Genomic DNA, 23,017 nt, shown 5'->3' on the forward strand with positions numbered 1-23,017 from the left:
GTGCGGGGCGCGAACTCAGCTGGTCGTAATGTGCCCTTTATGAGTCTTGTCAGTGATTCCGCGCTCCGCCGCGCGCTCGCCCGCGCCCGTGACGGGAAGGCCCTCGACGTCACCGAGGCGACGGTGCTGCTGCACGCCCGCGGCGCGCACCTGGACATGCTCCTCGAACACGCCTCCCGGGTGCGGGACGCCGGGCTCGCGGCGGTCGGCCGGGAGGGGATCATCACCTACAGCCGCAAGGTCTTCATCCCGCTGACCAGGCTCTGCCGCGACAAATGCGGCTACTGCACCTTCGCGACCGCGCCCCACAAGCTTCCCGCGGCGTTCCTGAGCCCGGACGAGGTGATGGAGATCGCCAGGCAGGGCGCGGCGATGGGGTGCAAGGAGGCGCTGTTCACGCTGGGGGACCGGCCCGAGGACCGGTGGCGGCAGGCGCGGGAGTGGCTGGACGCGCACGGTTACGACGACACGCTCTCGTACGTGCGGGCGATGGCCATCAGGGTGCTGGAGGAGACCGGGCTGCTGCCCCACCTCAACCCCGGCGTGCTGAGCTGGCGTGACCTGCAGCGGCTCAAGCCCGTGGCGCCGTCGATGGGCATGATGCTGGAGACGACGTCGCGGCGGCTGTTCGAGGAGAAGGGGCAGCCGCACCACGGCTCGCCGGACAAGGATCCGGCCGTGCGGCTGCGCGTGCTGGAGGACGCGGGGCGCTCCAACGTGCCGTTCACGACCGGGATGCTCATCGGGATCGGTGAGACCGTCGAGGAACGGGCCGATTCGATCTTCGCGATGCGGCGGGTGGCGCGCGAGTACGGCGGCATCCAGGAGGTCATCGTCCAGAACTTCCGCGCCAAGCCCGACACCGCAATGCGCGGCCTGCCGGACGCGGACCTGCAGGAGCTGGCCGCCACGATCGCCGTGGCCCGGCTGGTGATGGGCCCCCGGGTGCGTCTCCAGGCCCCGCCCAACCTGGTCGACTCCGAGTACGAGCTGATGATCCGTGCCGGGATCGACGACTGGGGCGGCGTGTCACCACTGACCCCCGACCACGTCAACCCCGAACGCCCGTGGCCGCAGATCGACGACCTGGCCGCCCGGACGGCCGAGGCGGGCTTCCGGCTGCGCGAGCGCCTGACCATCTACCCCGAGTACGTGCTGGCCGGTGAGCCCTGGCTGGATCCCCGGCTGTTCGCCCACGTTCAGGCGCTGGCCGACCCCGAGACCGGCCTGGCCAGGGAGGACGCGGTGCTCCAGGGGATGCCGTGGCAGGAGCCGGACGGCGGGTTCGCCGCGTCGGGCCGGGTGGACCTGCACGTCGAGGTGGACACGTCGGGCCGGACGAAGGACCGCCGCGACGACTTCGACAACGTCTACGGGGACTGGGACGCCCTGCGCGACCGCCTCACCCCCATGGGCGGCGCGAGCGCCGCGGATGGGGGCGTGAGCGCCGCGGATGGGACGGCGGCCGGCGCGAGTGCCGGGAGCGGGACGGCGGCTGGGAGCACGCCCGGTGAGGTGCGGCAGGCGCTCAGGCGGGCCGCGAGCGACCCGGCCGGGCTCACCGAGGACGAGGCGGTGGCGCTGCTGTCGGCCGACGGCGAGGCGCTGGAGGAGCTGGCCGCCATCGCCGACGACCTTCGCCGCCAGGCCGCCGGCGACGACGTCACCTACGTGGTCAACCGGAACATCAACTTCACCAACGTCTGCTACACCGGCTGCCGCTTCTGCGCGTTCGCCCAGCGCAGGACGGACGCCGATGCCTACACCCTGAGCCTGGAACAGGTGGCCGACCGGGCCGAGGAGGCGTGGCTGGCGGGCGCCACCGAGGTGTGCATGCAGGGCGGCATCCACCCCGACCTGCCCGGTACGGCCTACTTCGACCTGGCCAGGGCGGTCAAGGCCAGGACCCCCGGCATGCACGTGCACGCCTTCTCCCCGATGGAGGTGGTCAACGGCGCCAGCCGTACCGACCTGTCGATCGAGGAGTGGCTGCGCGCGGCGAAGGAGGCCGGCGTCGACTCGCTGCCGGGGACGGCGGCGGAGATCCTCGACGACGACGTGCGCTGGGTGCTCACCAAAGGCAAGCTGCCGACCCGCGAGTGGATCGAGGTCGTCACCACGGCCCACCGGGTGGGCATCCCGACCACGGCCACGATGATGTACGGCCACGTGGACAACCACCTCCACTGGGTCAGGCACATCAAGCTGATCAGGCGGCTGCAGGAGGAGAGCGGCGGGTTCTCGGAGTTCGTCCTGCTGCCGTTCGTGCACACCAGCGCGCCGATCTACCTCGCGGGCATCGCCCGGCCCGGCCCCACCGCGCGGGAGAACCGGGCCGTGCACGCGGTGGCCAGGATCCTGCTGCACGGCGCGATCCGGAACATCCAGTGCTCCTGGGTCAAGCTCCAGGACGACCTGTGCCGCCAGGTGCTCACCGGCGGGGTGAACGACCTGGGCGGCACGCTCATGGAGGAGACGATCAGCCGGATGGCGGGGTCGGAGAACGGCTCGTACAAGACGATCAGCGAGCTGCGTTCGATGGCGGGAGTCACGGGCAGGCCGGTCAGGCAGCGCACCACAGAGTACGGCCGGCCGAGCGAGGAGCGCCTGGCCGCCTCGCGGACGAGCGACGGTGTCTGCCAGAGCGTGCGACGGGTCCTGCCGATGGCGTAGGTATAACATGTTCTAGCGGACACTTGCTTCTGGTACGGGAGGCACTGGGAGAATCGTCACTCCCCTGCAGAGAGGTTCACCGTGCGGTTGGGTCGACACCGCGCCGCGTTAAGCCCTGAGCTGCGGCGCAGGAAGGCACTCCAGCGAGGCATGCTGGCCGGCGTCGCGACCGTGGTCCTCGTGGCGGCCACGCTCGTCGTGCTCTTCGGAGGCGGTGGTGCGCTGTGCTCCACGCGAGAGCCTGTTCTGGTCAACGTGGCCGCCGCGGTCGACGTGGCGCCCGTCGCCATGGAGGCGGCAGCCCGCTTCAACGAGACGCGCACCTCCAGCGGTGGCCGGTGCGTGCTCGTACAGGTCACCGAACAGCCGCCCGCCACCGTGCTGCGCACGCTGATCGGCGACCGGGCGGGCGTGCTGCGTGAGCGGCCCGACGGCTGGATCGCCGACTCCTCGGCCTGGATCCGGCTGGCCCGCAAGCAGGGCGCGAGCGCGCTGCCCGCGGGCGAGAGCGTGGTGGCCACCTCGCCGCTGGTGTTCGCCACCCGGTCCTCGCTGGCGCAGCGCTTCTCCGTCGGCAAGACCGAGATGAACTGGCGCATGGTCTTCCCCGCGACCGTGCGCGGCCGGCTGACGCCCACCGACGACGAGCCGGACATCGTACGCGTGCCCGACCCGTCGCTGGCCGGCGCGGGCATCGCGACGGTCGCCGCCGCCAGGGACGTGGTGGGCACCGGGCCGGAGGCGGACAAGGCGCTGACCGCGTTCGTCCGCTGGGCGCAGGCGGGCTCGGCCCCCGACTACCGCACCATGCTGGCGGCCGTGGACGACCGCGCGTTCTGGCAGCGGCCGGTCGTCATCGTGCCCGAGCAGTCGGTGTGGAGCCACAGCAGGCAGCCGTCGCCCGACCCGGTCGTCGCGCTGCACCCGCGCGAGGGCACGATCAACCTCGACTACCCGTACGTGGTCACCGCCACCGACCCGGACGTGGCCGAGGCCTCGACCGTCTTCGCCGAGTGGCTGCGCGGCCAGGAGGCGCAGGAGTTGGTACGGCGGGCGGGATTCAGGTCCGGCGACGGCATGCTGCCACCCATCTCGCCCGGGCCTGAGATCCCGGCCGAGGCGCCGAGGACGCGGCCGTCGGTGACGCCGGAGGACATCGACGAGGCGTTGCAGGCGTGGAGCAGGCTCGCGCCGCCCACGAACATCCTGGTGCTGGCCGACGTGTCCAGGCACATGGCCGAACGGCTCAAGGGCGGCGGCACCCGGGTGGGCGTCGCGCTGCAGGCGGCCAAGATCGGGCTCCGGCTCTTCCCTGAGTCGACGCACATGGGCCTGTGGGAGTTCGCCCAGTCGATAGGCGGCATCAGGGACTACCGGGAACGGGTGGGCCTCGGCCCGATCAACAGGCCGGAGACCGGCCAGGTCGTCCGGCGCGGCGTGCTCGACCAGCTGACCAGCTCGATCACCGCGCGCCCCGACCTGGACAGCTCGCTCCACGACGCGATACTCAGCGGCTTCCGCGAGGTCGGCGGGGAGTACCGCGAGGAGATGAACAACACCCTCCTGGTGATCACCGCGGGCAAGGACGACGGCCGGGGCGCGAAGCTCCAGCAGCTTCTCGACGTGCTCAAGAAGGAGTGGGACCCGGACAGGCCCGTCCAGATCGTCATCATCGCGTTCGGCGACGGCGTCGACCGTGACGGTCTCGCCAGGATCACCACGGCCACGAACGGCTCCCTGCACGTCGCCCAGCAGCCTGACGAGATCATCGACGTCTTCCTCGCCGCCCTGGCGCGCCGGCTCTGCCACCCCACCTGCAAGCCGACGGCGTAAGGGGAGCCCGCGTCCCCTTACGCCGCCACGAGCCGATCGATCAGTCCGGCACGGTCCCGGTCGGCGGCTCGGTCCTCGTCAACGGCCGTGGGCCGGTGACCTGGTGGACGCGCGTCAGACGCGGGCCCAGAGTGCCGGGACGTTCGGGGGTTCCCAGCCGGTGATCGCGGTGTGCGCCTGGACGCACCGGTAGGTCGCGCCGCCGTAGGTCACCGTCGATCCGACGCTGTAGGCGGTGCCCGCCTGCCAGGTGCCGCCGGGGTTCGGGGGAGGAGTGGGGTTCGGAGGCGGGGTCGGGTCGCCGCCACCGCCGCCGATCTGCAGGTCGATGCAGGCGTAGAAGGCGTTGGCCGTGTCCGCGATGTTCCAGATCGCCAGGACCTTCTGCCTGCCGGAGAACCCGGAGAGGTTCACGGTGTGGGAGACGTTCGGGGGTGGCTGGACCCCTCCGCCGCTGAACGAGGCCAGCCTGGTGCCGCCGATGTAGTACTCGTAGTCGCTGGTGGCGTGCCGGGCGGTGAACGTCCAGTTGAAGGTCACCGAGGTGCCGACCGACGTGACGGGCCAGGGCTTGCTCTCGTCGCTGAGCTGGGCGAAGCGGGCGAGGTTGGCGTGGCAGCTGCGCAGGCCCTTGGGCCCTTCCACGCTCTGCGGCTCGTAGATGATCTCGCCGCAGTTGGGCACCTGGCCGCGGGCGCAGAACGCCTGGCGGCTGGGTGGCGAGTTGACGTAGCCGTGGGCCTGCGCCGGCTGCGCGACGAACATCGTGGCAGCGATGGCGATCACTGCCGTGGCGAGTAACGTGAGCGTCCTTCGCATGAAAGTTGCTCCTTTACCTGGGGGGTGCTTCAAATGTAAAGGAAACTTTCCTAAGGGTAAATGGGCACTGACACACCGTGTCAGGCCGCCGGCCTGCGATGATCGGCTCAGCGCGGCACGATGAAGTCGCCGGGATCGCGCGGGGGCCGCTCGCGCGGCGGGGCGGCGGCGTGGCCGACCGCCACGCAGCCCATCGGGTCCCACGACTCGGGCAGGTCGAGCACCTCGCGCACCACCGGCCGGCAGAACATCGTGGACGACACCCACGCCGACCCGAGCCCTTCGACGGCCAGCTGGATCAGGAAGTTCTCGACGCCCGCGCCGGTCGCGACCACGAACATCTCCCGCTCGGCGGCGTTGCGCCGCGCGTCGCGGTAGGTGTGGGAGCCCTCCATCACCAGGCACGGCACCACCAGGTAGGGGGCGTTGCGGAGCACGTCGCCGCGCCTGACCCGCTTGGCGATCGACTGCTCGGTGAAGCCGTCGCCGCGCAGGTCGGCGATCCACGCCTCGCGCATGGCGTCGAGCAGCTTGAGCCGGGCGCCGGCAGACTCCACCAGGACGAAGCGCCACGGCGTCGTGTGGTGGGGCGCGGGGGCCGCGATGCCCGCCGCGACCGCCCGCCGTACCGCGTCGGGGTCGACCGGCTCGGCGGAGAACTCGCGGATCGTCCGGCGGGCGAACACCACGTCGCGCGCGCCGTAGCGGAACAGGTCCTCGTCGGCCGGCCGGATCAGCGGCCGGACCCCCGGGCCGTCGTCGTCGGTGACCAGGTGGGCCAGGCCCCGCACCACCGCGACCGGAACGCCCGCGAGCTTGCCCTTGACCAACTCGGCCGCGGCGGCGATCTCGTCGGCCAGGGCGGTCACGGTGGCGTTGAGGGGGTTGCCGTGGGTGTCGGTGGCGCCGCGGAGATCTTCGAGTGGCACCACGCCCGCGGCGCCGATGGCCACGTCGGTGAGGCCGTGCCGCCAGGGACGGCCGAAGGTGTCGGAGAGGATCACGCCGACCCGGGGGGCGAGCGCGGCCCGGATCCGCCGGGCGGAGGCGTCGGGGTCCTCCGGCAGCAGCAGGACGGTGCCGGCCTCGGTGTTGGAGGCGTCGACCCCGGCCGCCGCCATCACGAACCCGTGGCGCGTCTGGGAGATCACGGTGTCGCCCCGCCGGGCGACCACCCTGGTGGTCTCGTCCTCGATCGCCGCCACGCGGTCGGGCGCCCGGCGCACCCGCCCCTCCGCCTTACTGACGATCTTGGAGGTGATGACGACGATGTCGCCGTCACGCAGCCCGGCGTCCTGGAGCAGGGCCGCGACGTCGTCACCGGGGCGCACCTCCCCGATGCCGGTGACGGGGAGGATCTCGATCGCCGTACGGCCGCTCATCGGGCCAGCTCCAGAGCGAGGTCGAGGGCGGTGCGGGCGATGTCGGCCGTCGCGTCGGCGTCGTGCATGAGGATCGGGCGCGCGACCACCTCGACTCCCTCCAGCCGGACTTCCGCGTCCTCGGGGGCCACCAGCCAGCCGTCGATCAGCTCGGAGCCGTAGAGGTCGAGCACCGCCTGCGCGGAGGTCTCCACGCCGACGGCCGTGAGGCAGGCGTCGGCCATCCCCCGCACGGGGGCGCCGCCGATGATGGGGGAGACGCCCACGACCGTCTTGGGCAGCAGCGCCTCGCGGATGCCGGGCACCTGGAGGATCGTGCCGATGCTCACCACCGGGTTGGACGGCGGCAGGATCACCGCGTCGGCCTCCTCGATGGCCTCCAGGACGCCCGGAGCGGGTCTCGCGGTGTCGGCGCCGACCAGGGCGATCGACTCGGCGGGCACCGAGGCGCGCAGCCGTACCCACCACTCCTGGAAGTGGATCGCCCGCCTGCCCCTGTCGTCGTCGATCACCACATGGGTCTCGCAGCGGTCGTCGCTCATGGGCAGCAGGCGCACGCCGGGCTGCCAGCGAGCGCACAGCGCCTCGGTGATCTGTGACAGCGGGTAGCCCGCCTCCAGCATCTGGGAGCGGACGATGTGGGTGGCGAAGTCGCGGTCGCCCAGCCCGAACCACTGCGGCTCCATCCCGTACGCCGCCAGCTCCTCCTTGACGACGTGGGACTCCTTGGCCCGGCCCCAGCCCTGCTCCTCGTCGATGCCGCCGCCCAGTGTGTACATGACCGTGTCGAGGTCGGGGCAGACCCGCAGGCCGAACAGGGTGATGTCGTCGCCCGTGTTGCCGATCACGGTGATCCGGGCGTCGGGGGCGGTCGCGCGCAGGCCGCGCAGGAAGCGGGCGCCGCCGATGCCGCCGGCGAGGGACACGATGTGCATGTGGCCCAGTCTTCCACCGGCCTCCGACAGACCTTCCTGGGGAGCCCCATTGCCCGGAAATTTCGGAGATTGAGGATTAAAGCATGTGCATTTGGGGAAAGAGAGGTGTTTGTGACTCGTGCCGCTGGGGGCGGTCATGTGGCAAACTCCCATCGGGCCAAAGGGTTCGATGGGGGTAGTCGTGAACAAACTTGACGTCGACCGGTTGAAGCAGCCGGCCGCCTGGCTGATGCTCGCCGTGGGCGGGCTGAACGTGCTGCTGGCGGTGGGCAGGGTGCTGATCGGCTCGTCGAGCCCGTTCGGCGGCGATTCCCTCGCGGAACGGGCCTTGGCCAATTTCTCCAGCCTGACCAGCCCCGTCACCGTGGCGCTGCTCCTGGGCGCCGTGCTGCTGACCACCAAGGTCGGCAAGCCGTCATCCCAGGCCAAGCCGATCACGATGGGCGCCGTGGGCGCGCTCGGTCTCGCCACGCTCTTCGGAGGGCTGTCGCTGCTGCTCGGCCTCTTCTCCGGCGGCGGTGCCCGGCCGACGGTGGAGTTCCTGGTCGTTGGCGTGCCCCTGCTCGGGCTGACCGCCGTCGGGCTGGTCTACCTGCTGCCTCAGGTGCTGCCGGCGCGGCCCTCCCAGGCGCCCTCTCAGGCGCCCTCTCAGGGGCAGGCGTACGGCCCGCCCGCCACGCAGCCCGCCCCGTACGGCCAACTGCCCGAGTACGGCCAGCAGTCCGGCTATGGCCAGCAGCCCGAATACGGCCAGCAGCCCGAATACGGTCAGCAGCCGGGGTACGGTCAGCAGCCGGGCAATGTCCAGCAGTCGGGGTACGGTCAGCAGCCGCCGAGTCAGGGCCCGGTGCCGTTCGGCCAGCAGCCCGACTACGGCCAGCCCGTCGAGGGGCAGCAGCCCGGCCTCGCCGCCCACCCCGACGGCACCCCGTACGGTCCTCAGGACCCCTACCAGCAGCCCCAGCCCCAGTCGCAGCCCCAGCGTCCGGCGCCGCAGCCTCGCGCCGCGCTCCCGGCCGCCCCGGCGGACAGCAGGACGGACCCGGGATACGGCGAGCCCGCCCTCCCGCCCTTCGCCCAGCAAGACCCGTCCTTCCCGCAGCCCGACCAGCAGGGTTTCGGGCAGACGGATCCCACTCAGGCGTTCCCGGCTCAGAACGACCAGCCCGCCTACGGCCGGCCCGCTCCCGTCCAAGCCGCCACCTACACGCCCTCGGAGACCCGGCCCGACAGCGGTTACCAGCCGCTGCCGGACTACCAGCCCGCGCCCGACAGCGGTTACCAGCCGCTGCCGGACTACCAGCCCGCGCCGTACGTTCCCGCGGACAGTCAGCCGAGCGTCTACGGCCAGCCGTCCCCCTACGCCCCGGCGGAGTCCCAGCCCAACCTCTACACCCCGGCCGACTCCCAGCCCGGCCTCTACACCCCGGCCGACACCAACCCCAGTGCTTACGCGGCCTCGGCAGATTCGCAGGCGAACCCCTACGCCCCGGCGTCCGGCCCCCAGCCCACCCCTTACGCGCCGCCGGCCTCCCAGCCCACTCCCTTCGCCCCGGCCGAGAGCTCCTACACCCCCTCCCAGGACAGCAGCCTCTCCACCCCCTCCCAGGGCGGCAGTCCGTACGCGCCGTCGCTGGACGGCAGCTCCTACACGTCTCAGGACAGCAGCCCCTACGTCCCGCCGATCGTGCAGCCGAACGCCTTCGACACCCCCGCCGCCCCGGCCTACACGCCCGGCGAGACCGCCCCCAGCGTGCCGTACCCCCAGCCGGAGCAGCAGGGCGGCCAGCCCTTCACCGGCTTCTCGGGCCGCGAGTACGCCGCACCCGCCTTCCAGGAGCCCGACCCGCCGGTGGACCCGCGCTCCCAGCAGTTGCACGACGCCTACCAGCAGGCCGAGACCTACCAGCACGCGGCCTCGGGCGCGTACCAGGACCTCCGGGTGCCCGACTACTCGAGCCAGCCGCAGGCCAGGCCATGGGACGACCCGTTCGGCCACCCGCAGCAGAGCCCGATGCAGCAGAGCCCGATCCAGCCCCTGGAGCAGGAGCAGGGAGGCGCTCAGGGAGGCGCACACCGGGCGGTGGACAACCGGCGGACCGGCGCGCAGCAGCAGGTTCACCAGCAGTACGCCCAGCCGGGCCCGTCACCGTCCCAGTACGGCGGCCAGCAGTACGAGCCCCAGCCGGCCCACTACGAGCCGCAGCCCTACCAGCCGCAGCCCGAGTCGCAGCCGCACCCGCAGCCGCAGTCCCAGCAGGGGCAGTCCCACCGCCAGCCCCAGCAGGGATGGGAGCCCGGCGCGGAGTCCACGGCCAGGCTCGACCAGGCGTCCTACGGCGGCGACGCGCTGGGGGAGCAGCGCCCTAGCGGGGACGACCCGATCGACCCCACCGCCATATACACCCCCAATGAGCCACGCAGGTAACGGACCGGCAAAGCGCTGCTAGAGAGAAGGTGGGCCACGGGCGGGCGTCTATACCGCCCTGGTACGGTTCCGACCGCTGACATCGTTGAACACGCCAGGTCAACGCCATGGATCCCGTGGCAGCGGGTCAGGCGCGAACATCACATGCCGAGCGCACCGGGGCGAGAGCTGGTCTTTCCCCGGATACCGGCATGCCGCTTGACGCCACATGCAACACGCGCGTGTAATTACAACCATGTTGTTACGCCTTCCCGTGGGTGGGTAATAAGGAAGGCGTCCATGGGGGGCTCCATTGCGGGCGGGCGGCAGGGAGGTGTGCAGTGACCGATCTGGTCATCGCACAGGATCAGCTTGACGCTGAAGAACTCGGATGGCAGGAACGCGCCCTGTGCGCGCAGACTGATCCGGAGGCGTTCTTCCCGGAAAAGGGCGGCTCCACCCGAGAGGCCAAGAAGGTCTGCCGATCGTGCGAAGTCCGTGCCGAGTGCCTTGAATACGCACTCGAACACGATGAGCGGTTCGGCATCTGGGGTGGGTTGTCCGAGCGGGAGCGCAGACGGATCAAGCGCCAGGCCGTCTAGGAATATAGGAACACGAGGCGAAGGGGTCACGCGGTCCGCCGCGTGGCCCCTTCGAACGTGCGCGCCCCTCTAGCGGCGGTCGTCGTAGCCGGGGTCGACGGCCTCGGGTGAGAGGCCGAGCAATGTCGCCACCTGCTCCACCACCGTGTCGTGGACCAGCGCCCCCAGCGTGTCGCGGTCGCGGGCGCGGGCTTCGAGCGGACGCCGGTAGAGCACGATCGCGGCCGGATCGGCCCCCTTGGCGGCCTGCGCCCGGCCCAGTGGGATGGGGTCGGGGCCGAGGCCCGGCCCGTCGTCGAGCTCGCTCAGCGGCGGCACGTCCTCGACCGCGAACTCCACCGCCGACAGCTGCCTGCCCCACTGGGGCCGGAGCCGGTCGACCGCGTCGAGCACCAGGTCGTCGAACCGCTCGCCGCGCGAGCGCGCGATGGGAACGTGGGACGGCGCCAGCGGGCCGCGCAGCCCGCGACCGTGACGATCACGCCGCCGTGGGCCCCGCTTCTGATTCACACGGCAAGTCTAAAGGGAGACGCCATCGGTGCATGTGGGTCCAAAGCCTGCGACAGGTGTCCGAATTGTGGCGACACGCTCGTTAAGAGCGCTCAGATAGTGGCGCCCCGCACTCTTACCAGATACGGTCCCTCCGTGAGCCCCGTCCGCCGCTGTTCCCGCACCGCTTGCAGCCAGCCTGCCGTCTTCACGCTCACGTACGTATACGCCGATTCGACCGCGGTTCTCGGCCCCCTGGCGACGTACGCGGAGCCACACTGTTACGACCTGTGCGCCGAACACGCCGAGCGGCTGACCGCTCCCCGCGGCTGGGAGGTGGTGCGCCTGCCCACGGATGGCGGCTCACCGAGCTCCGACGACCTGGAGGCGCTGGCCAACGCCGTCAGGGAGGCCGCCAGGCCCACCCCGTCCGGCGGGGGCGAGCCGGTCGGTCAGGGGGTCGAGGTCGGACGCCGGGGACACCTGCGGGTTCTCCGTTCCGCCCAGCAACATCGCGACCGGTAGGCTCGTTCCAGAACCGTAGACCACCTAGGGGCGGAGCTGGAGTGGGCGACCTCGCCAAGATCTTCAAGGCTTACGACGTTCGCGGAGTGGTGCCTGACGAGCTCGACGAGCCGACCGCCGAAGCGGTAGGGGCCGCCTTCGTGGAGGTGACCGGGGCCGCGGCGGTCGTGATCGCGCACGACATGCGCGAGTCCTCGGTGCCGCTGGCGGCGGCGTTCGTCCGCGGCGCGCGCTCGCGCGGCGCCGACGTGGTGCACGCCGGGCTGGGCTCCACCGATCTGCTCTACTACGCCAGCGGCAGCCTCGGCCTGCCCGGGGTGATGTTCACCGCCAGCCACAACCCCGCCCGCTACAACGGCATGAAGATGTGCCGCGCGGGCGCGGTGCCGATCAGCGGCGACACGGGCCTCACCCGGATCCGCGACCGCGCGGCCGAACTGCTCGGCACGGCATCCACGCCGACCGGTTCGCCCGGTGTGACTTCCGCGCCGCTCGGGTCGCTCGTCGAGCGCGACCTGCTTCCCGGCTACGGTGATCACCTGCGCACGCTGGTCGACCTGTCCGGCATCCGGCCGCTCAAGGTGGCCGTCGACGCGGGCAACGGCATGGGCGGCCTCACGGTGCCCGCCGTGTTCGAGGGTCTGCCGATCGAGGTGACCCCCCTCTACTTCGAGCTCGACGGCTCGTTCCCCAACCACGAGGCCAACCCGCTGGAGCCGGCCAACCTGCGCGACCTGCAGCGCGCCGTCCTCGGCGGCGGCGCCGACCTCGGCCTGGCCTTCGACGGCGACGCCGACCGCTGCTGGGTGATCGACGAGCGGGGCGAGTCGGTCTCGCCGTCGGCGATCACCGCGCTGGTGGCCGTGCGAGAGCTGGCCAAACACCCGGGCGCGACGATCATCCACAACCTGATCACGTCGCGGGGCGTGCCCGAGATCGTCCGCGAGCACGGCGGCGCACCGGTGCGCACGCGCGTCGGCCACTCGTTCATCAAGGCCGAGATGGCCCGCACGGGCGCGGTCTTCGGCGGCGAGCACTCGGCCCACTACTACTTCCGCGACTTCTGGTTCGCCGACTCGGGCATGCTGGCGGCGATGCACGTGCTGGCCGCCCTCGGCGAGCAGGAGCGACCGCTGTCGGAGGTGGTGGGCGCCTACTCCCGCTACCACGCCTCGGGTGAGATCAACAGCACGGTGGACGACCAGGACAAGACCCTGCTGCGGGTGCGGGACGCGTTCGGCGCCAGGGGCACGCTCGACGAGCTCGACGGGCTGACCGTGAGCGCCCCCGGCTGGTGGTTCAACCTGCGCGCGTCCAACACCGAGCCGCTGCTCAGGCTGAACGCCGAGGCGGCCGACGAGACCACGATGAAGGCGATCACGGACGAGGTCCTCGCCGTCGTTAGAAGGGTGTCAGTGTGAAGATCGACGACTGGCTGCTTGAGATCCTGGCCTGCCCGGCGTGCAAGTCGCCGCTGCGCGTGCCCGGCGAGGCCGAGGAGCTGGCCTGCACCGGCTGCGGCCTGATCTATCCGGTCAGGGACGACATCCCCGTTCTGCTCGTGGACGAGGCCAGGAAGCCGTGATCTGGGAGCCCGAGAGGCTCGACGACCAGCAACACCTGTCCGAGGGTGATCCGGGCGGCATGCTGCTCGCGGTCGCCGCGTCCGCCGCGCAGGTGCGCACCGGTCACCGCACCGCCGTCGAGGCGGGCGTGGAGCGCCTGGCCGAGTGGGGCCGCCCGCGCTCGGTCGTGGTCACCGGCATGGGCGGGTCGGCCATCGCGGGCGACATGCTGGCCGCGGTCTGCGGCAACGGGGTGCCGCTGCCTCTCATGACCGTCCGCTCCCACCGGCTGCCCGGCTGGGTCGGCGCGGCCGACCTCGTCATCGCGGTGTCCTGTTCGGGCCGCACGGAGGAGACGCTGTCGGCGGCCACGGAGGCCGTACGGCGCGGCTGCGCGCTGCTCGCGGTGGGCAGCCCCGGCTCGCCGCTGGAGTCGCTGGCCAGGCAGGCGTCCGCGATCTACGTGCCCGTGCCGGCGAGCGGGCAGCCCCGCGCCAACGTCTGGCTGCTGACGATCCCGCTCATCGTGGCCGCCGCCTCGCTCGGTCTGACCCGGGCCGACCAGGCGCTGTTCGAGAGCGTGGCCGGCGTGCTGGAGGACATCGCCCACCGGTGCCGGCCGTCCAGCGAGTCGTTCGTCAACCCCGGCAAGGCGCTGGCCACGGAGCTGGCCGAGAGCCTCCCGATGATCTGGGGCTCGTCGCCCCTCGCCGCCGTCGCCGGTTACCGGCTGGCCTGCCAGCTCAACGAGAACGCGAAGTACCCGGCCGTCTTCGGCGAGCTGCCCGAGGCCGACCACAACCAGGTGGTCGCCTTCGACGGGCCGTTCGCGCGGCGCGACATCTTCGCCGACACCCCGGCGCGCACGCTCAGGCTCGTGATGCTGCGCGACACCGACGAGCACCCTCAGGTGGCGCGGCGCCGAGAGGCGTCCGAACGGATCGCGCAGGACCGTGACGTGCCGGTCACCGAGCTCGCGGCCGAGGGCGAGCACCCGCTGGAGCGGCTCGCCTCGCTGGTCGGGCTGGGTGACTACGCCAGCACCTATCTGGCTCTCGGTTACGGCGTGGACCCGACCCCGGTGACGGCCATCGCGGAGTTGAAGGCCAGGATTTCGCAATAGGATCCCGTTCTGGGTCTTATATGCCAGCTAGGAGTGGAGACGACCGGTGAGCGCGAGCGGCGGTACCAAGGCAATCATCGCGGCCCTGTTGGCCAATCTGTCCATCGCCGCCGCCAAGTTCGTGGCCGCGTTCTTCACCGGGTCGTCCTCGATGCTGGCGGAGGGCATCCACTCCGTGGCCGACTCGGGCAACCAGTTGCTGCTGCTGATCGGTGGCAAGCGGGCACAGCGGGGGAGCACCCGCGAGCACCCGTTCGGCTACGGGCGTGAGCGCTACTTCTACGCCTTCGTGGTGGCCGTGGTGCTGTTCACGATCGGCGCGGTGTTCTCGATCTACGAAGGCGTCCACAAGCTCTCCTCCGACGAGGGGGTGGAGTCGCCCATCTGGGCGTTCGCGGTGCTGATCTTCGCGATCATCGCCGAGGCGTTCTCGTTCCGTACGGCGATCAAGGAGTCCAACTCGGTGCGCGGCTCGCAGTCGTGGGTCGCGTTCGTGCGCCGGGCCAAGTCGCCCGAGCTGCCCGTCATCCTGCTGGAGGACCTGGGGGCACTGCTCGGCCTGATCTTCGCGCTGTTCGGCGTCACGATGGCGGTCGTCACCGGCGACCCCGTGTGGGACGCCATCGGCACGCTCATGATCGGTGTGCTGCTCGCGGTGATCGCGATCATCCTGGCGATCGAGACCAAGTCGCTGCTGCTCGGCGAGAGCGCCACGCCGGAGATGGAGCGGAAGATCTGTGCGGCGCTGGAGAGCTCCGACGAGGTGGAGCGCGTGATCCACATGCGCACGCTGCACCTCGGGCCGGAGGAGCTGCTCGTCGCCGCCAAGATCGCGGTAGCCCACGACGACACGGCCGCCGAGGTGGCCAGGGGGATCGATCAGGCCGAGCGCCTCATCCGCGAGGCCGTGCCGATCGCCCGCGTCATCTACCTGGAGCCCGACCTCGACCGCTCCCGCACCAACGCCTGAGTCCCGTCCCTGGCCGCCCCGGTCACTCGTGGCCGGTGACGCAGGATCTCCCCGCGTCCGTCTGGTCGAACAGGCACCTGCCGTCCTTCTCCAGCACGATGACCTTCTTCACGGTGCCGAACTGCTTCAGCGTGGTGCTGATCATGTTCAGCACGCGGGCGTCGCCGCCCACGCCGGTGCCCTGGACGGTGCGGCAGAAGCGCAGCGTGGCGGTGCCGTTCTTGATCCTGATGGTGAAGTCGGCACCGCAGGCGGACCTGCCGCGAAGCCGGCCTGTCAGCTCGGAGTGCAGGCCCCTGGCCCGCTCGGCCGTGGTCGGGCCCGCGATCAGCTGCTGGACGGCGAACCTGGCGACGCCCCGGTGAGGCACCTTCCTGGTCACCGGCACCAGCTTGCCGGGAATGTCGAACCCCTTGGAGAAGTACACCTTCACCGTGCCCGCTGCCTGGGCGGGGGCGCCGGCCGCCTGCGCCGGGGAGAGCGCGAGCACGGAGGCCACCAACAGCTCTTTCATGCCTTCTTGGACGTCCGGCCAGGGGCGGAGGTTCGACGGTCGGGGGCGGGGCTTCCAGGGCCGGAGGCGGGGGCGGAGCCGGGGGCCCGGAGGAGCCGTAGCGCCTTCTCCTTCTCGAAGTCGAGCGCCCGGCGCGGCACCTGGATGCGCCCGATCCGTACGCCCAGCTCGCGCACGGCCGCGGCGACGGCCGGCTCGCTCAGCACGCGCAGCGCGAACGCCAGCGCCGCGGGGGAGACGTCGAACCTCTTCTCCAGGTCCACCCCCTGGGCGACGGCCGCCAGTTCGTCGGGGCCGAAGCGCCGGTGCGCGCCTTGCTCCCGGACCGGCGGGAGGAGCCCAAGGGCCTCCCGGTATCGGAGCATTCGGGGGGACATGCCCAGCCGCTGTGCGGCCTCCGTGATGCGCATTCTTACATTCTTACGTCAGGAATGGCCGCTGATGGGTGCATCCTCGTCGGGACGGCGCCTAAACTCGTCGGCGACAACGTCGTGATGCGAGGGGAACAGAATGGACTTCAAGGTCGCAGACCTTTCACTTGCCGACTTCGGCCGCAAGGAGATCCGGCTCGCCGAGCACGAGATGCCCGGCCTCATGGCGATCCGAAAGGAATACGCGGCCGCCCAGCCCCTTCGTGGCGCGAAGATCATGGGCTCCCTGCACATGACCATCCAGACCGCCGTCCTCATCGAGACGCTCGTCGCGCTCGGCGCCGAGGTCCGCTGGGTGAGCTGCAACATCTTCTCCACCCAGGACCACGCCGCCGCCGCGGCCGTCGTCGGCCCCGACGGCACCGTGGACGACCCCAAGGGCGTGCCCGTCTTCGCCTGGAAGGGCGAGACCCTCGAGGAATACTGGTGGTGCACCGAGCAGGCGCTCAGCTGGCCCGGCGGTGACGGTCCCAACATGATCCTCGACGACGGCGGCGACGCCACGCTCCTCGTCCACAAGGGCGCCGAGTACGAGAAGGCCGAGGCCGTCCCCGCCGCCTCCGCCGACGACCCGGAGGAGTGGCACGTCATCATCGACCTGCTCACCCGTACCGTCGGCGACGACAAGCGGTGGACCAGGATCGCCGAGAGCATCAAGGGCGTCACCGAGGAGACCACCACCGGCGTGCACCGCCTCTACGAGATGCACAAGAACGGCCAGCTGGCGTTCCCGGCGATCAACGTCAACGACTCGGTCACCAAGTCCAAGTTCGACAACAAGTACGGCTGCCGCCACTCGGTCATCGACGGCCTCAACCGCGCCACCGACGTGCTGATCGGCGGCAAGGTGGCCGTGATCTGCGGCTACGGCGACGTCGGCAAGGGCTGCGCCGACGCGCTGCGCGGCCAGGGCGCCCGCGTCATCGTGACCGAGATCGACCCGATCTGCGCGCTCCAGGCCGCCATGGACGGCTTCCAGGTCACCACGCTCGACGAGGTCGTCGGCATCGCCGACATCTTCGTCACCGCCACGGGCAACTTCAACATCATCACCGCCGAGCACATGGCGCGGATGAAGCACCAGGCGATCGTCTCCAACATCGGCCACTTCGACAACGAGATCGACATGGCCGGCCTGGCCAAGCTGCCCGGCGTCGTGAAGCGCACCATCAAGCCGCAGGTGGACGAGTGGGTGTTCCCCGACGGCCACTCGATCATCGTCCTCGCCGAGGGCCGCCTGATGAACCTCGGCTGCGCCACCGGTCACCCGAGCTTCGTGATGTCCAACTCGTTCACCAACCAGGTGATCGCGCAGATCGAGCTCTTCACCAAGACGGCCGAATACCCGATCGGCGTCTACACGCTGCCCAAGCACCTGGACGAGAAGGTCGCCCGGCTCCACCTCGACGCCCTCGGTGTCAAGCTCACCGAGCTCACCAAGGAGCAGGCCGCCTACATCGGCGTCCACGTCGAGGGCCCGTACAAGTCCGACCACTACCGCTACTGATCTCTTCCGGTCCGGAGGGGCGTCCTCGTGCGCCCCTCCGGCCGGCCGGCGAGGAGAGTGGATGGATCTCGCGGAGAGCGGGGAGCGGCACATCAGCTGGGCCGCCCGATCGATGCCGGTGCTGACGGCGATCGGTGAGCGGTTCGCCGTCGAGCGGCCGCTCGACGGGCTGCGGATCGCCGCCTGCCTGCACGTCACCGCCGAGACCGCCGTGCTCATGGGGGCGCTCAAGGCGGGCGGCGCCGAGATCGCGCTGGCCGCGTCCAACCCGCTGTCCACGCAGGACGACGTGGCCGAGGCGCTGCGGGGCTACGGAGTCGCCGTGCACGCGCGCGCCGGCGTCGACCGCGCCGCCTACTACCGGCACATCCACCAGGCGCTCGACCTGGGGCCCGATCTCGTCCTCGACGACGGGTGCGACCTGGTCAACACCCTGCACACCGAGCGCACCGACCTGCTCGAAGGCGTCTCGGGAGGGTGCGAGGAGACCACCACGGGGATCATCAGGCTGCGGCAGATGGCCGCGGAGAAGGCTCTGCGGTTCCCCGTCGTGGCCGTGAACGACACCCGGACGAAGCGGATGTTCGACAACCGGTACGGCACCGGGCAGTCGACGCTCGACGGCATCATGCGGGCCACCAACACCATGCTGGCCGGACGGACCGTGGTGGTGGCCGGGTTCGGGTTCTGCGGGCGGGGCGTGGCCGAACGGGCCAAGGGCCTCGGCGCGCGGGTCGTGGTGACCGAGATCGACGCGGTCAAGGCGCTCGACGCGACCCTGCAGGGCTACGAGGTGCGCCCGATGGCCGAGGCGGCCACGACGGGCGACCTGTTCATCACCGTGACGGGCAACCGCGACGTGATCAGGGCCGAGCACCTGGCCGCCATGAAGGACGGCGCGATCCTGGCCAACGCCGGGCACTTCGACGTGGAGATCGACGTTCGCGCGCTGGACGACCTGGCCGCCGAGGTCCATCGCGGCGTCCGGCCCAGCACCGACGAGTACGTCCTGGCCGACGGCCGCCGCCTGCTGCTGCTCGCCGAGGGCCGCCTGGTCAACCTCACCGCCGCCGAGGGCCATCCGGCCGCCGTCATGGACATGTCGTTCTCCGCCCAGGCCCTCGCGGTCGCCTGGCTCGCACGCGAACGCCTGGAGCTCGCGCCGGGCGTGTACGACGTGCCGGAGCAGATCGACCAGGAGGTGGCCCGGCTCAAGCTGGCCGCCACGGGCATCGGCATCGACGCGCTCACCACGGACCAGGAGGCGTACCTCCACTCCTGGCGGGTCGGCTCCTGATCCTGGCCGCACCCGCCGGAGCGTCAGAGGAGGCGGGACATGCGGCGGATCTCGGTGGCCTGGCTGACCGAGATGTCCTCAGCGATCTCCTGGACCCGGAGGTGGGACCCCTTGGTCAGCACCTCTGCCGACATCGTGATGGCGCCCCGGTGGTGCGCCGTCATCAGCCGCACGAAGAGCCGGTCGAACTCGGCCCCGGTGGCCGCCTTGAGGGCGGTGAGCTGCTCGGGCGTCGCCATCCCCGGCATGCCCTCGTGGGCGGCGTGATGGTCGGGGACCTGCTGGCCCTGGGCCTTCAGCCAGTCCGTCATCATGGCGATCTCCGGCCCCTGGACGTCGTTGATCCTGGAGGCCAGCCGCTTGACACCGTCGCTTGACGCGCGGGAGGCGGCCAGCAGGCTCATGTCCAGGGCCTGCCGGTGGTGGACGATCATGTCCCGCATGTAGCGGACGTCCGCCGCGTTGGCCACCTCGGGCGGCACGGCGGTCGCTGCCTCGCTCGGGCTGAGCGTCCTGGCCTCCTCGCCCGGCCGGCCGGGAGCGATGACGGGCGCCGTTTCGGAGGCCGTGGGGGCGGCGACGGGCGTGGCACCGCCCGTGCAAGCGCCGGCCAGGAGCAGAAAGGCGCAGGCGCCGATGGTAAGTGCGCTGCGCACCCGACCTCCTTGACTGCATGAGTCGCGAGGTTGCACTTTAGACGATCAGGTGAGGTCCAGTAAATACGGCATGTCAGTAAAATTCTTGACAGAATGATCGCTTGGCGGCGAGTGGTACGCGGAGGGATTATTTGGGCATTTATCTCACCTTTAGGACCGAGAGGAGCCGCGAGTGTTGACCTTGCGAAGGAGCCTGGTCGGCGCCGGGGCCGCCGTCATCTTACTGCTGACGGCCATGCCCGCATCGGCTGCCGACATCCCTCCGCCAGACACCGTGGTGACCAGCCCGAACGTGTCCCACGTGCTCAACATTCCGAAGCCGGCGCCCATCGCCGGGACCATCAACACCGACATCGCCTTCCAGGGCGACTACGCCTACGTCGGCAACTACGGCGGTTTCTCGATCTACGACATCCGCCACCCGAAGCAGGCCAAGCCGGTCAGCTCGGTCGTCTGCCCGGGCGGCCAGATGGACGTCAGCGTCTACGGCAACCTGCTCTTCACCGCTGTCGACAGCTCCCGCAGCGACGACTCCTGCAACAGCACGGGGCTGCCCGCGAGCAACAAGCAGGCGTGGGAGGGCGTCCGGATCTTCGACATCAGCGACAAGGCGGCGCCCAAGTACATCAAGTCGGTCGAGACCAACTGCGGCTCGCACACCCTGACCCTGGTGCCCGGCAAGGGGCTGGACCGGCTCAGGAACCTCTACGTGTACGTGTCGTCGTATTCGCCGGCTGCGAACTTCCCCGACTGCCAGCCGCCGCACGACAAGATCTCCATCATCAAGGTGCCGCTCCGCAACCCGACCGCCGCGGCCGTCGCGGCGACCCCGGTCGTCTTCCCCGACGGCGGCAACGAGACCCAGCCCGGCCTGCTGGTGCCGACCAGCGGCTGCCACGACATCACCGCCTACGCCGAGAAGAACATCGCGGCCGGCGCGTGCATGGGTGACGGCGTGCTGTTCGACATCTCCGACCGGCTGAACCCGAAGGTCACGGCCCGGATCACCGACCCGAACTTCGCCTTCTGGCACTCGGCCACGTTCAGCAACAACGCCAGGAAGGTCGTCTTCACCGACGAGCTCGGCGGCGGCGGCGCGGCCACCTGCAACGAGGCGACGGGGCCGAACCGGGGCGCCGACGCGATCTACGACATCGACCACGGCCGGCTCGTGTTCAAGAGCTACTTCAAGATCTCCCGCCACCAGGCCGACAGCGAGAACTGCGTCGCGCACAACGGCTCGCTGATCCCGGTCAAGGGCAAGGACATCATGGTCCAGGCGTGGTACATGGGCGGCGTCTCGTTCTGGGACTTCACCGACTCCGCCAACCCGAGGGAGATCGGCTACTTCGAGCGCGGTCCGCGGGCCGACGGCCAGGGCGGCGGCGTGTGGTCGGCGTACTACTACAACGGCCACGTCTACGCGGCCGACTTCCACCAGGGCCTCGACGTCCTCAAGATCAACGATCCGCTCACCGACGGCGCCGCGCGCGTGCGCAGCGACCGGCTGAACGTCCAGACCCAGGAGCGCTACCGCGGGTGGGGCTGGGGTCACGACGACTGACGGACCCGCTTGACGAGTACGGCGGAGCCCGACCGGCTCCGCCGTACTGCCTTCTGCGCTGAAAGGGAGAAATTTCCTGTCATAGTTGGGCTCCTGGTTCCATTCCCTAGCAGGAGGTCCTCTGTGGCGTCCAGAATCGGCCGTGTCCTGGCGTTGATGGGGGCCGTCTTAGCCCTCGCGGCGTCCCCCGCCTTGGCGGCGGACGACGGCAAGACGAGCCCCAACGTCAAGCGCATTGCCAACGTCCCCAAGAAGGCGCCGTTCGACGCCGGTGACGCGTACGGCACAGACCTGGCGTTCCAGGGCGACTACGCCTACCAGGGCAACTACTACGGCTTCACCGTCTACGACATCAAGAACCCGGCCAAGCCCGCGGTGGTGAGCCGCGTCTCCTGCCCCGGCGCGCAGAACGACGTCTCGGTCCGCGGCAACCTGCTCTTCCTCTCCGTGGACGAACCGCTCCGGAACGACTCCTGCAAGGGCGAGACCGGCTCCGAGGCGTCCGCGTCCTCGTGGGAGGGCATCCGGATCTTCGACATCAGCGACAAGGCGCGGCCGAAGTACATCAAGGCCGTCAAGACCGCCTGTGGCTCGCACACGCACACGCTCGTGCCGGACAAGGCGGGCAAGGCGGTCTACCTGTACGTGTCGTCGTACGGGCCGGAGGCCAAGTTCCCCGGCTGCAAGCCCCCGCACGACCGGATCTCCATCGTCAAGGTGCCCCTGGACAGGCCGACCGCGGCCAAGGTGGTCGCCACGCCGGTGCTCTTCCCCGAGGGCGGCAACGAGACGCAGGAGGGGCTGCTCCTGCCGACCAGTGGCTGCCACGACATCACGGTCTTCCCCAAGAAGAACCTCGCGGCGGGCGCCTGCATGGGTGACGGCGTGCTCATGGACATCTCCGACCGCGAGCGCCCCAAGGTGACGGCCACCGTCACCGACGAGAACTTCGCCTTCTGGCACTCGGCGACGTTCAACAACACCGGAAACAAGATCGTCTTCACCGACGAGCTCGGCGGCGGCCTCGGCGCGACCTGCACCAAGGCGGTCAGCCCGGAGCGCGGCGCGAACGCCGTCTACGACATCGAGGGTGGCCAGCTCGTCAGGAAGAGCTACTACAAGATCCCGCGCGTCCAGACGACCTCCGAGAACTGCGTGGCCCACAACGGCTCGCTGATCCCGGTCAAGGGCAGGGACATCATGGTCCAGGCGTGGTACCAGGGCGGCGTGTCGATCTGGGACTTCACCGACTCGGCCCAGCCCACGGAGATCGGCTACTTCGACCGCGGCCCGCTCCGTCCGGCGGACCTCGGCGGCTCCTGGTCGGCGTACTACTACAACGGCCACATCTACAGCAGTGACATCCAGAAGGGCCTGGACGTGCTGCGCATCTCCGACAAGCGCACCGCCCCCGCGGCCAAGGTACGGCTGAAGGTGCTGAACGCCCAGACCCAGAACGCGTTCTGACGGGGCCCGCCCCGCTCTCGACGGCAGCTCCCTCACGCGGGGGCTGCCGTCGCCCTGTCCCGGCGGAGTCGCCCTGTCCCGGCGGACGGGTCAGGCCGGAGGCGCGAAACCGCCAGGGGTCGTCCGTGGCGCCTCCTGCGCCGCCGGTTGGGGGGAGAGCGCTGGAGGCGGTGGCGCGGGGTAGGCGGAAGGCCCTGGAGGGGGCGGTGCCGGGTGGGCGTGGGGTGCGGGCGACGGTGCCGCGGGGTGGGCGTGGGG

At 70.7% G+C, this 23,017-nt stretch carries 20 protein-coding genes; 13 read left to right on the forward strand and 7 right to left on the reverse strand.

The window, feature by feature from the left end; translation table 11 throughout:
* The first annotated feature begins 39 nt into the window (after positions 1-39).
* Both DQW85_RS09995 and DQW85_RS10000 read left to right on the forward strand, forming a co-directional pair.
* Positions 40-2,673 carry a bifunctional FO biosynthesis protein CofGH gene (locus tag DQW85_RS09995; RefSeq protein ID WP_113700075.1) on the forward strand — a complete coding sequence of 878 codons (2,634 nt, stop codon included), beginning with the start codon at positions 40-42 and terminating at the stop codon, positions 2,671-2,673.
* Positions 2,674-2,823: 150 nt separating this feature from the next.
* Positions 2,824-4,506 carry a substrate-binding and VWA domain-containing protein gene (locus DQW85_RS10000; RefSeq protein WP_113700076.1) on the forward strand — a complete coding sequence of 561 codons (1,683 nt, stop codon included), beginning with the start codon at positions 2,824-2,826 and terminating at the stop codon, positions 4,504-4,506.
* A gap of 114 nt (positions 4,507-4,620) precedes the next feature.
* Here the strand turns inward: DQW85_RS10000 and DQW85_RS10005 are convergent, their stop codons facing one another.
* From DQW85_RS10005 to cofD, 3 genes are all read right to left on the reverse strand, one after another.
* Positions 4,621-5,325 (reverse strand): lytic polysaccharide monooxygenase, encoded by a 705-nt coding sequence (locus DQW85_RS10005; protein ID WP_113700077.1) that lies wholly within the window; start codon positions 5,323-5,325, stop codon positions 4,621-4,623.
* A gap of 107 nt (positions 5,326-5,432) precedes the next feature.
* A complete protein-coding gene (locus DQW85_RS10010) occupies positions 5,433-6,707 on the reverse strand; it encodes a coenzyme F420-0:L-glutamate ligase (protein ID WP_113700078.1) in 1,275 nt (424 codons plus the stop codon).
* Positions 6,704-7,642 (reverse strand): 2-phospho-L-lactate transferase, encoded by a 939-nt coding sequence (cofD, locus tag DQW85_RS10015; protein WP_113700079.1) that lies wholly within the window; start codon positions 7,640-7,642, stop codon positions 6,704-6,706. The genes DQW85_RS10010 and cofD overlap by 4 nt, the downstream gene beginning before the upstream one ends.
* Before the next feature lie 181 nt (positions 7,643-7,823).
* Here cofD and DQW85_RS45760 point away from each other — a divergent pair, with 181 nt between their 5' ends.
* Both DQW85_RS45760 and DQW85_RS10025 read left to right on the forward strand, forming a co-directional pair.
* Positions 7,824-10,070 (forward strand): hypothetical protein, encoded by a 2,247-nt coding sequence (locus DQW85_RS45760; protein ID WP_205315018.1) that lies wholly within the window; start codon positions 7,824-7,826, stop codon positions 10,068-10,070.
* A gap of 320 nt (positions 10,071-10,390) precedes the next feature.
* Entirely contained in the window at positions 10,391-10,651 is a 261-nt protein-coding gene (locus DQW85_RS10025) for a WhiB family transcriptional regulator (RefSeq protein ID WP_049564653.1), read from the forward strand.
* A gap of 69 nt (positions 10,652-10,720) precedes the next feature.
* On the opposite strand, the gene DQW85_RS10030 is transcribed toward DQW85_RS10025, so the two are convergent.
* Positions 10,721-11,161: a metallopeptidase family protein gene (locus tag DQW85_RS10030; RefSeq protein WP_113700080.1), complete on the reverse strand. Its 441-nt coding sequence runs from the start codon at positions 11,159-11,161 to the stop codon at positions 10,721-10,723.
* A 135-nt stretch (positions 11,162-11,296) separates the two neighbouring features.
* On the opposite strand from DQW85_RS10030, the gene DQW85_RS10035 reads away from it, so the two are divergent.
* Genes DQW85_RS10035 through DQW85_RS10055 form a run of 5 tightly spaced genes read left to right on the forward strand, consistent with a single transcriptional unit; the run spans position 11,297 to position 15,323 of the window.
* The gene (locus DQW85_RS10035; RefSeq protein WP_113700081.1) at positions 11,297-11,665 is read left to right on the forward strand and encodes a DUF3499 domain-containing protein; all 369 of its coding nucleotides are present in this window, start codon (positions 11,297-11,299) and stop codon (positions 11,663-11,665) included.
* A 41-nt stretch (positions 11,666-11,706) separates the two neighbouring features.
* The gene (locus tag DQW85_RS10040; protein ID WP_113700082.1) at positions 11,707-13,086 is read left to right on the forward strand and encodes a phosphomannomutase/phosphoglucomutase; all 1,380 of its coding nucleotides are present in this window, start codon (positions 11,707-11,709) and stop codon (positions 13,084-13,086) included.
* Positions 13,083-13,250, forward strand: coding sequence for a Trm112 family protein (locus tag DQW85_RS10045; protein WP_113700083.1), 168 nt, complete (start codon positions 13,083-13,085; stop codon positions 13,248-13,250). Before DQW85_RS10040 ends, DQW85_RS10045 begins: the two co-directional genes overlap by 4 nt.
* Positions 13,247-14,353: a bifunctional phosphoglucose/phosphomannose isomerase gene (locus DQW85_RS10050; protein WP_113700084.1), complete on the forward strand. Its 1,107-nt coding sequence runs from the start codon at positions 13,247-13,249 to the stop codon at positions 14,351-14,353. The genes DQW85_RS10045 and DQW85_RS10050 overlap by 4 nt, the downstream gene beginning before the upstream one ends.
* A 46-nt stretch (positions 14,354-14,399) precedes the next feature.
* Positions 14,400-15,323, forward strand: coding sequence for a cation diffusion facilitator family transporter (locus tag DQW85_RS10055; RefSeq protein ID WP_113700085.1), 924 nt, complete (start codon positions 14,400-14,402; stop codon positions 15,321-15,323).
* A 22-nt stretch (positions 15,324-15,345) separates the two neighbouring features.
* Here DQW85_RS10055 and DQW85_RS10060 read toward each other — a convergent pair whose 3' ends face one another.
* Entirely contained in the window at positions 15,346-15,837 is a 492-nt protein-coding gene (locus DQW85_RS10060) for a GerMN domain-containing protein (protein ID WP_113700086.1), read from the reverse strand.
* The gene (locus DQW85_RS10065) at positions 15,834-16,247 is read right to left on the reverse strand and encodes a MerR family transcriptional regulator (protein WP_113700087.1); all 414 of its coding nucleotides are present in this window, start codon (positions 16,245-16,247) and stop codon (positions 15,834-15,836) included. The genes DQW85_RS10060 and DQW85_RS10065 overlap by 4 nt, the downstream gene beginning before the upstream one ends.
* Before the next feature lie 100 nt (positions 16,248-16,347).
* On the opposite strand from DQW85_RS10065, the gene ahcY reads away from it, so the two are divergent.
* Together ahcY and DQW85_RS10075 are read left to right on the forward strand one after the other, a co-directional pair.
* Positions 16,348-17,775: an adenosylhomocysteinase gene (gene ahcY, locus DQW85_RS10070; protein WP_113700088.1), complete on the forward strand. Its 1,428-nt coding sequence runs from the start codon at positions 16,348-16,350 to the stop codon at positions 17,773-17,775.
* Between the two features lie 61 nt (positions 17,776-17,836).
* On the forward strand, positions 17,837-19,072 hold the full coding sequence (locus DQW85_RS10075; RefSeq protein WP_113700089.1) for an adenosylhomocysteinase: 1,236 nt from the start codon (positions 17,837-17,839) through the stop codon (positions 19,070-19,072).
* A 23-nt stretch (positions 19,073-19,095) separates the two neighbouring features.
* Here DQW85_RS10075 and DQW85_RS10080 read toward each other — a convergent pair whose 3' ends face one another.
* Positions 19,096-19,728, reverse strand: coding sequence for a DUF305 domain-containing protein (locus tag DQW85_RS10080; RefSeq protein WP_113700090.1), 633 nt, complete (start codon positions 19,726-19,728; stop codon positions 19,096-19,098).
* A 172-nt stretch (positions 19,729-19,900) separates the two neighbouring features.
* Here DQW85_RS10080 and DQW85_RS10085 point away from each other — a divergent pair, with 172 nt between their 5' ends.
* Together DQW85_RS10085 and DQW85_RS10090 are read left to right on the forward strand one after the other, a co-directional pair.
* Entirely contained in the window at positions 19,901-21,292 is a 1,392-nt protein-coding gene (locus DQW85_RS10085) for an LVIVD repeat-containing protein (protein WP_162794873.1), read from the forward strand.
* 156 nt (positions 21,293-21,448) lie between these two features.
* Positions 21,449-22,759: an LVIVD repeat-containing protein gene (locus tag DQW85_RS10090; RefSeq protein WP_113700092.1), complete on the forward strand. Its 1,311-nt coding sequence runs from the start codon at positions 21,449-21,451 to the stop codon at positions 22,757-22,759.
* Positions 22,760-23,017 lie beyond the last annotated feature (258 nt).

The sequence above is a fragment of the Nonomuraea lactucae genome (assembly GCF_003313395.1).
GTDB lineage: Bacteria > Actinomycetota > Actinomycetes > Streptosporangiales > Streptosporangiaceae > Nonomuraea > Nonomuraea lactucae.

Coding starts and splice junctions, on each gene's coding strand:
- DQW85_RS10010 (WP_113700078.1), bottom strand. CDS start 6,707: ATGAGCGGCCGTACGGCGATCGAGATCCTCCCCGTCACCGGCATCGGG.
- DQW85_RS10065 (WP_113700087.1), bottom strand. CDS start 16,247: ATGCGCATCACGGAGGCCGCACAGCGGCTGGGCATGTCCCCCCGAATG.
- DQW85_RS10005 (WP_113700077.1), bottom strand. CDS start 5,325: ATGCGAAGGACGCTCACGTTACTCGCCACGGCAGTGATCGCCATCGCT.
- DQW85_RS09995 (WP_113700075.1), top strand. CDS start 40: ATGAGTCTTGTCAGTGATTCCGCGCTCCGCCGCGCGCTCGCCCGCGCC.
- cofD (WP_113700079.1), bottom strand. CDS start 7,642: ATGCACATCGTGTCCCTCGCCGGCGGCATCGGCGGCGCCCGCTTCCTG.
- DQW85_RS10090 (WP_113700092.1), top strand. CDS start 21,449: ATGGGGGCCGTCTTAGCCCTCGCGGCGTCCCCCGCCTTGGCGGCGGAC.
- DQW85_RS10000 (WP_113700076.1), top strand. CDS start 2,824: ATGCTGGCCGGCGTCGCGACCGTGGTCCTCGTGGCGGCCACGCTCGTC.
- DQW85_RS10075 (WP_113700089.1), top strand. CDS start 17,837: ATGGATCTCGCGGAGAGCGGGGAGCGGCACATCAGCTGGGCCGCCCGA.
- DQW85_RS10060 (WP_113700086.1), bottom strand. CDS start 15,837: ATGAAAGAGCTGTTGGTGGCCTCCGTGCTCGCGCTCTCCCCGGCGCAG.
- ahcY (WP_113700088.1), top strand. CDS start 16,348: ATGGACTTCAAGGTCGCAGACCTTTCACTTGCCGACTTCGGCCGCAAG.